The sequence below is a fragment of the Bacillus cereus genome (genome assembly GCF_007678085.1).
Taxonomy (GTDB): domain Bacteria; phylum Bacillota; class Bacilli; order Bacillales; family Bacillaceae_G; genus Bacillus_A; species Bacillus_A cereus_BE.
Genome location: NZ_VEDW01000003.1, coordinates 124825 through 132936, shown reverse-complemented (window position 1 = coordinate 132936; position 8112 = coordinate 124825). Strand labels below are relative to the sequence as shown.

The window sequence follows — 8112 nt, the reverse complement described above, 5'->3', positions numbered from 1 at the left end:
CTGGGTTTTCTGGACCTTTACTTGGTTCTTTTTCATTCAATACTTCTTTTTTCGCTACTTTATTTGCTACAACGTTTACTTCTACTGTAACGTCTATCGCTTTGTAACCTTCTGGTGCTTTCGTTTCTTCTAACGTATACTTACCTGGCACTAAGTTTTCGAATGTAACAACACCATCTTTATTTGTTGTTTTCACCTCTCCAACCATTTGACCGCTTTCGTTTTTTAGTCTAAATTCCGCGCCTTCTAGCACATTTTTGCTCTCAGCATCCTTTTTGACTACTTGTAAGCTTCCCAACGCTTTCACATTTTTAACTATTACCGGTACTACTTTGTTCTCTTCCACAGTAACTTCAATTTCTTCTTTTAGTAATTTATATCCCTCTGGTGCTTTCGTTTCTTTTAATGTATATTTACCTGGTTCTAATTTCTTAGAGATTACTTTACCTGTCTTATCTGTTCGTAATGTATCTATTTGTTTACCATCTTTATACACTTCAAATTCTGCACCTGATAATAACTTTGTTTCATCACTTGCATCTACTTTTACAATTTCAAATTGACCAGTTACTTTTTCAACTGATGGTTTATTCCATTTCGGCCAATTAAATTTAAAGTTATGAACCTCAAAGCCATCTCTTTGGTGTAATCCACCAACAAAGGCTTGTCCGTTAATTGAACCACCCTTTGTATCTACAACTGCATTAGGTGCAAACACACTACCTACTACACCATAGCCTTTAGTTGTTATTTTTGTAGCGTTTGGAAACACCCAAATAACTTTACTAGCTAACTCCGTAAAAGATGAATTAGGATCATATGCTTGAGATGTATTAATTAAGTCTGTAGCCATCCCAGTGTTTTTTGTATCATACAAAATTGCACCGCCGCCAAAACTCACTTCTTCCGCATCTGAATAAATAACAATAAAATCTTTATTATCTGCATTCGGAAGAAAAACGTCTGTTACATCAAATGTTTTCTTTCCCGTTTGGCCTGAAGAGACATAAATATTAGGGTTTTTTACATCTTCACCAATCCCAAAACTCATATTAAGTTTTGGTTTATCAGTATGTAATTGGCCCGCATCCTCAATTACACTATCAACGTCTTTTCTAAACTCTTTAAATTTAGCATTAATCTCCGCTTGCTCTTTATAAGAGATACGGTCATATGATGATTTCATTGCACCTTCTGGGTCACCATCTTTTGTCATCGCCACTGTTCCATCTTGAATAATTACTTGTCCTGTTCCCGCTTTTGTAAATTGACCACCTAGCAATAATGATGGATACCCTTCATCTATCCATGGTGCTCCAGCTAAGTTCCACGCTCCAGTTGCAGCTGCTAAAACTGTATAACTCGATGCATTCATATTTTTTTGAACAGCCATCGCACCCTCAATATCCGCACTCGTTGCACTATGATCTCCAAAAATGATTGCATTGTAATAAGATACATCACCTAAACCTTTTAATTCTGGTGTAGCTGCCTCTGCTTTATTTGGTAAATGGATTAGAAAATTCATACATACTAGTAACACGACTATAAAACTACTACTTAATTTTTTTATTTTTTGATTAAATGATTTCCTCAAAAAATTCATTCCCCCTTTTAAATTTCCTAAAGCTACAAAAAGAAGTACATTTCATATGTACCAAGCCTTACTCACATTAACTTAAAATAATCCATTTAAATAAAACAAAGACACTCTACAACTAATTAATAAAATTACTACAATTCATTTTTGAAATACTACGTGAACGAAACTATCATGCGGAAATATTTTTACGTATAGGAGCTCAATAAAATTAACCTGAAGAATATTTCATGTGGTGTAACTATTTTGGCAACATCACCCACTTTACAACAGTTTTCTAAATGATTCAAGTAAATTGTATGAACCTCAGACACAATTTATCCGGTAAAACGTTTTCATTTTTCGAATAAAACTAATAAAAAAACGTAGCCAAAAAGCTACGTTTTTCTTTCATCATTTCGGCGTATTTTTATGATTCTTCAAAAACGGAAGCGGGAATTGCTTACGGAAATGTTCTTTAATCATATACTCTACACCGTTCTCACTATTTGAACGTGTAATCCAGTCAGCTGCTTGCTTTAATTCTACAGGCGAGTTCCCCATCGCTACCCCGAGTCCTACATTTTCAATTACTTCTAGATCTTCTAAACTATCTCCAATCGCAACCATTTCGTTTAGCGAAATATTTAAATGCTCTCCAAGCAATTGTAATCCGCGTAATTTTGATACATTTTGCGGCAAAATTTCTATTCGTTTTGAATCACACTCAACATACTCTATATCTTGGAATGCTTTTCGTAATGTATTTAACCCTCGTTCTTTTTCACCTTTACTTTGGAAAATAACATCAATTTTTGGTGCCGCTACTGGATGATCACGAAGCGCATCACCTAACGAGTCTACAAATTGAACTGGATAAAATAGCGGATCTGCGCTTGATAATACAGTACGCGCAATTAAGTTTGGTGTATTTCTCTCACGATTTCCGATTGAAAAACGTTCATGAGAAATGCGGACGTTACAATCAAAGTGCTCTAACACTTGCACAATGTTAAACGTCTTCTCTTCCGATAATCTTCTTTGAACGTACGGCTTATCTAACGTTGCTGAAACGAAAGCACCGCCATGTGTCACTAATATAGAATCTAATTTTAGTGCCTTTGCTACTTTATGAGCGGACTGAAAATTACGGCTCGTAAATAATGTAACGTACACATCTTTTCTTTTCACAAATTCAATTGTTTCTCGTAATCCTTTTGCAATTTTTCCGTTGTTGTATAGTAGTGTCCCATCTATATTAAGAGCTAGTAAGCGATAAATCATGTCGCACTCCCCCTCTTCGCTGTTGTACTCTATCCATAATTTATGAAATAAATGTAGCAAATAGAACGAGTTAGAATTACTACTGAAAATTTGGTTTACTATATACATATACACTCAGCAAAGGAGATAGTACAATGCAGGCACCACCTTCCTTTTATGAAGGCGATACGTTAGAAGTCGCAAAGAAATTACTCGGACAGAAACTTGTACATATTGTAGACGGAGTAAAACGAAGCGGAATCATCGTAGAAGTAGAAGCATACAAAGGTCCCGACGATAAAGCCGCGCATAGTTACGGAGGTAGACGAACGGACCGTACAGAAGTCATGTTTGGCGCACCGGGACATGCTTACGTATATTTAATTTACGGTATGTACCATTGTTTTAACGTCATTACAGCACCAGTTGGCACCCCGCAAGGTGTTCTCATTCGAGCCCTTGAACCGGTAGACGGGATTGAAGAAATAAAACTCGCGCGCTACAACAAAATAGACATTACAAAAGCGCAGTATAAAAATTTAACGAACGGCCCTGGCAAACTATGCCGTGCACTCGAAATTACTTTAGAAGAACGAGGCGTATCGTTACAAAGCGACACATTACATATTGAACTCGTCCCGGAAGAAGAACACATATCATCACGGTATAAAATAACAGCAGGACCTCGCATTAACATCGACTATGCAGAAGAAGCTGTACATTATCCGTGGCGTTTTTATTATGAAGGGCATCCGTTCGTTTCAAAGAAATAAACATATGTAAAGGGAGAGACTATGAGGGGCAAACCTGAACTAAAAATAGAATCAGAAAAAGTATATAAAACGAAGAAAAACCCTAATGGAATGTTTGTAGCGCGAATACTACAAGTTCCGAAAGCAGCAGATAAATTAGACTTTGTGCTTATTCTACAAAATAGAAAAACGAAACATATTATTTATAACAAAATTTTAGTCACAACAGATAACGACTATTATTCTTTCCGACTCGCACGTGGAAATATGGAATGGTCATCCTTATATACTATTACAGTGTGGGATCAGCTTGGCCATCAATTAATAGAAGTATCAGCCTTAACTGGTAAAGAGAATTATTTCATTTCTGATGAGCATTGTTCCGCATATCGGGAGTAACCTAAAATAAAAGAGAAGCCAAATCGGCTTCTCTTTTTTACTCCGCGCCTTCCGCAGTTGCAATATTATCCTCTAAGTTTTCTCTTGATAATTCAGCCGCCATAAAATCAGCTGTTTCTGGAAGTGCTAAATGCATATGAGCTTTTTGACAAATTTGGATCTTACAGTTTTCAACAACATAGTCGAAAACATGTCCGCCTCCGCTTCTTTCATCATCAATGTAATGTAAGTGGAAACCAGCTACACCAATACCTTGTGCGTAATCTGGTGTCCAAAATCCAGCAAGTGTACCTTCTGTATGTTTAAATGAAAAAATCGGTTGAGATTTCGTCACTTCAACAAGCGGCGTATACGGTTTTTCTTGCCTTGGAACAGTTCGCGTTCTTACTTCACGGAACGTACCATCCATTCGAATAGCGTAAAATAAGTTTTTACTCGGCATTAATTCATGTAATAATGCCTCAACTTCTTCACGATTCATCGGGCGCTCTACTGTATAACTCATTTCTTTTTCAAAAAACGTTACAGTCGCAAACGGTGTTGTTTCTTCCGGTTCTACTTTTTCTGCCGAACCGTCTGAACGTAAATGATAAAATTCGTTATCAAATGCAATCATTTCACCATCTAATTGATCAAATGTGCCGATGCCGAAATCACCACGTTCTTTCAATTCCTCAAAGCTAATCACACCATCATATATACCATCTAATAGCGCAAGCATTGTAGATGTTTGATATACTTCATTACTCGTTTTCGTTCTTTTTGCATCAATATCAATTAATTGCGCAACAGTCATCTCAAATCTGCCTCCATTAGTTTAATTGGTTTGGTAATAATTTTTCACTTAATTTAATGTTGTCACGGTAATCGATTGGAATATCAATGATGACAGGACCATCTGCTGCTAGTGCTTCTTTTAATACACCTTCTAATTCATCTGGAGTATGAACGCGAAGACCTTTCGCACCGAAGCTTTCCGCATATTTTACAATATCAACATCACCGAACTCTGTAGCGGATGTTCTACCGTATTTCATCATTTGTTGGAACGCAACCATATCATACGTACCGTCTCTCCATACAAGATGCACGATCGGTGCGTTTAAACGTACCGCTGTTTCTAATTCCATCGAAGAGAATAAGAAACCACCATCACCTGACACGGAAACAACTTTCTTGCCCGGTTCAACTAAAGTAGCGGCAATTGCCCAAGGAAGTGCAACACCTAACGTTTGCATACCGTTACTAAATAATAATCTACGTGGTTCATAAGAACGGAAACATCTTGCCATCCAAATAGAATGTGAACCGATGTCACATGTCACAGTTGTATCGTCACTAATTAAAGAACGAAGTGTACGAATAACTTGCAGCGGATGTGTAACACCTTCTGAAGCACGGTTTGGAACTTCTGCTTGTTCTGATAATTTCGCGCGTAATCGTTCTAACACTGCTTCTGATCTCGTGCTTAATACAAGTTTCGGTAATTTCTCCGCGATACTATTTACTGTTAAAGCGATATCACCAATTAATTCACGCTCTGGTTGATAATCATGATCGATATCTGCTTGATGATCATCAAGGTGAATAATCGTTCTGTCCCCAAGTTTATTCCAGAATTTCGGATCATACTCAATTGGGTCATAACCGATAGAAATAACAAGGTCCGCCTCTTCTAGTAAAATATCACCTGGTTGGTTACGGAATAAACCGACGCGGCCGAAGAAATGATCTTCTAACTCACGCGAAATTGCACCTGCTGCTTGATATGTTTCAACGACAGGAAGTTCTGTATCCGCAATTAATTCACGAACAGCTTTCGTCACTTCATTTGTGCTTGCTCTCATACCGAGTAAAATAACCGGTAACTTCGCTGCTTTTATTTTATCTACTACATATGTAATTTCATGTGTGGGAGCGATTCCAAGCTGTGGCTTAGAAAGCGCACCGATAGACTCTACAGTCGTTTCCGCAGTCATAACGTCTTGCGGCAAACTTACTAAAGTAGCTCCTGGATTTGTGGAAGTCGCACTTCGGAATGCATTACTTAATGCCTCTGGCACATTATCAGGATGCTCTACTTCTACGCTATATTTTGTGATTGGTTCGAATAGTGCAGCATTATCCATAGATTGATGTGTACGTTTTAATCGATCCGTACGTGGAACTGCACCAGCTAAAGCAACAACGGGATCACTCTCCGCATTCGCAGTAACAAGACCTGTCGCTAAATTTGATGTCCCTGGTCCTGAAGTTACAAGACACACACCCGGTTTCCCTGTTAATCTACCAATAGCAGCTGCCATAAATGCTGCGTTTTGTTCATGACGACAAACAATTAACTCTGGTCCTCTTTCTTGCAGTACATCAAATACAGAGTCAATCTTCGCTCCTGGAATACCGAAAACATGTGTAACACCTTGTTTAATTAAACAATCAACAACAAGATCTGCTCCTTTTGTTTTTGTCTTCACGTCGTTTGCCTTTACACCTGTACTCAAACTAATCATTCCTTTATTTCATAATGTGTGTAATAAAGATTTTTAATTTCACCTAGTTAATTAATGTGGTGAAGTATTGTTTATCATTATAGTACAAATGCATTATTTTTCCAAGAATATGAATTTGACAGTTTTTTGACAACCAATAAGGAATACGCTTACAACCCTTTGTTTATCCTAAAATAATATTTTTATAACTTCTCTAAAATATAAGAGAAACTTCCATCTCGTTACAGTATTAAAATCTTAACAGTACCTTGCAAAGAACATTAGTAAATGATATATTTGTAAATATTGTAATATCCATTAATTGGAACTCTCTTTTCAAAAATCAGATTCTCATCTGTAATTCATCATTTTATAAAGGAAAGTGATTGTTATGAACAAAAGTGACTTTTTGGAACAACTTAGTTCCTCCCTGCGGAATATACCCAATGTAGAAAAGAAAGATATTATTTCGGAGTATGAAACTCATTTTATCAGTGGTAAACAAGATGGGAAATGCGAAGAAGAAATTGCTAGAAAACTAGGAAACCCTAAAACGATCGCGAAAGAACTTAATGTTTCCTATGCAATACAAAACGCTGACAAGAAACGAAGCTTCAAAAATATGATAACCGCACTATTTTCCGTTATGAGTTTAAGTATTTTAAACTTTACCTTTATCATTATCGCCTTTTTCGTACTACTCTTTTTATTACCGATTCTTCTAGCACTTATCATTGCTACTCCTTTATTAATCATCTCACCTATTTTATTAATAGGGTTAGGATTTTTCAAAGGGTTTCATCAAATTAGCTATTCCGATGTTTATAATGTGTTCATCGCTTTTTGCAGCGGTTTACTCATATCCGTCATATGTTATCAAATGATAAAACATCTATATGCAACTTTAGTTAAGTACTTGAAATGGAATGTAGCTATTTTACAAAGATACTAATGCAAAAGGAGATTAAGATGAAAAAGTATATTTTATACCCACTCCTATTACTTACAATTTTATTGCTACCAGCTTGTTCACACGATACACAATCTAATGAAGCAAATGATACACGATATGATAAATTAGACGATGTACAATCTATTAAAGATGTTACGGTTAAAATTCCAGAAACTATATTCACTTCCTCAAAAAAGAATGAAACGATTAATGAAGATGAAATGAAACAAAATATAAAAACGTATTTAGATTATAGCGGAGAGTTATACGAAAACATCGTCCCACTTTCATCAGCCATGTCTGACGAGGAAGTCACGGAATCCGATCGGGAGAAATTAAAACAACTAGTAGATTTAGCGCAACAAAACGATGCGAACTTCCATAATTTTATTAGCAACAATACGATCCCTGATGATTACAAACAACCTTCGAAGGAAATTCATGATTACATTTCATCGTCTACGGCACTTTCAGTAGAACTAGAGCAAGAATTAGACAAACTCGCTCAAGATGGTAACTTATTCAAAATTGATTTTTCTTTTACAAAACGCTTTGAGAAAGTTAATGGTAGGAAGCAAAAAGAAATTGAAACATTTTTGAAGGAGAATAATATTGAAACAGATTATTTCCACAAATAACAAACAAAAAAGACGCCCCTATACAGGAGCGTCTTCTCTC

The 8112-nt window shown here is 36.3% G+C and carries 8 protein-coding genes; 4 read left to right on the top strand and 4 right to left on the bottom strand.

The window, feature by feature from the left end; translation table 11 throughout:
- Together FS742_RS14370 and FS742_RS14365 are read right to left on the bottom strand one after the other, a co-directional pair.
- The coding region (locus FS742_RS14370) for an MSCRAMM family protein (protein WP_472924380.1) at positions 1-1606 on the bottom strand (1606 nt) is incomplete at its 3' end.
- Between the two features lie 387 nt (positions 1607-1993).
- On the bottom strand, positions 1994-2863 hold the full coding sequence (locus FS742_RS14365) for a Cof-type HAD-IIB family hydrolase (protein WP_144613123.1): 870 nt from the start codon (positions 2861-2863) through the stop codon (positions 1994-1996).
- A 134-nt stretch (positions 2864-2997) separates the two neighbouring features.
- Here FS742_RS14365 and FS742_RS14360 point away from each other — a divergent pair, with 134 nt between their 5' ends.
- Positions 2998-3615: a DNA-3-methyladenine glycosylase gene (locus FS742_RS14360; RefSeq protein ID WP_131260367.1), complete on the top strand. Its 618-nt coding sequence runs from the start codon at positions 2998-3000 to the stop codon at positions 3613-3615.
- A 21-nt stretch (positions 3616-3636) separates the two neighbouring features.
- The gene (locus FS742_RS14355; RefSeq protein WP_131260368.1) at positions 3637-3993 is read left to right on the top strand and encodes a hypothetical protein; all 357 of its coding nucleotides are present in this window, start codon (positions 3637-3639) and stop codon (positions 3991-3993) included.
- Positions 3994-4030: 37 nt separating this feature from the next.
- On the opposite strand, the gene alsD is transcribed toward FS742_RS14355, so the two are convergent.
- Complete coding sequence (gene alsD / locus FS742_RS14350) at positions 4031-4789, bottom strand: alpha-acetolactate decarboxylase (RefSeq protein ID WP_131260369.1); 759 nt, start codon at positions 4787-4789, stop codon at positions 4031-4033.
- 16 nt (positions 4790-4805) lie between these two features.
- Complete coding sequence (alsS, locus tag FS742_RS14345; protein WP_144613121.1) at positions 4806-6494, bottom strand: acetolactate synthase AlsS; 1689 nt, start codon at positions 6492-6494, stop codon at positions 4806-4808.
- A 379-nt stretch (positions 6495-6873) separates the two neighbouring features.
- Between alsS and FS742_RS14340 the strand changes: the two genes are divergently transcribed.
- Positions 6874-7434, top strand: coding sequence for an HAAS signaling domain-containing protein (locus tag FS742_RS14340; protein WP_144613119.1), 561 nt, complete (start codon positions 6874-6876; stop codon positions 7432-7434).
- A 17-nt stretch (positions 7435-7451) separates the two neighbouring features.
- The gene (locus FS742_RS14335) at positions 7452-8072 is read left to right on the top strand and encodes an NDxxF motif lipoprotein (RefSeq protein ID WP_144613117.1); all 621 of its coding nucleotides are present in this window, start codon (positions 7452-7454) and stop codon (positions 8070-8072) included.
- Positions 8073-8112: the final 40 nt, after the last annotated feature.

Bases quoted from the DNA above. Each gene is read 5' to 3' on its own strand.
- FS742_RS14365 (WP_144613123.1), bottom strand. From the start codon at position 2,863: ATGATTTATCGCTTACTAGCTCTTAATATAGATGGGACACTACTATAC.
- FS742_RS14360 (WP_131260367.1), top strand. From the start codon at position 2,998: ATGCAGGCACCACCTTCCTTTTATGAAGGCGATACGTTAGAAGTCGCA.
- FS742_RS14355 (WP_131260368.1), top strand. From the start codon at position 3,637: ATGAGGGGCAAACCTGAACTAAAAATAGAATCAGAAAAAGTATATAAA.
- alsD (WP_131260369.1), bottom strand. From the start codon at position 4,789: ATGACTGTTGCGCAATTAATTGATATTGATGCAAAAAGAACGAAAACG.
- FS742_RS14340 (WP_144613119.1), top strand. From the start codon at position 6,874: ATGAACAAAAGTGACTTTTTGGAACAACTTAGTTCCTCCCTGCGGAAT.
- FS742_RS14335 (WP_144613117.1), top strand. From the start codon at position 7,452: ATGAAAAAGTATATTTTATACCCACTCCTATTACTTACAATTTTATTG.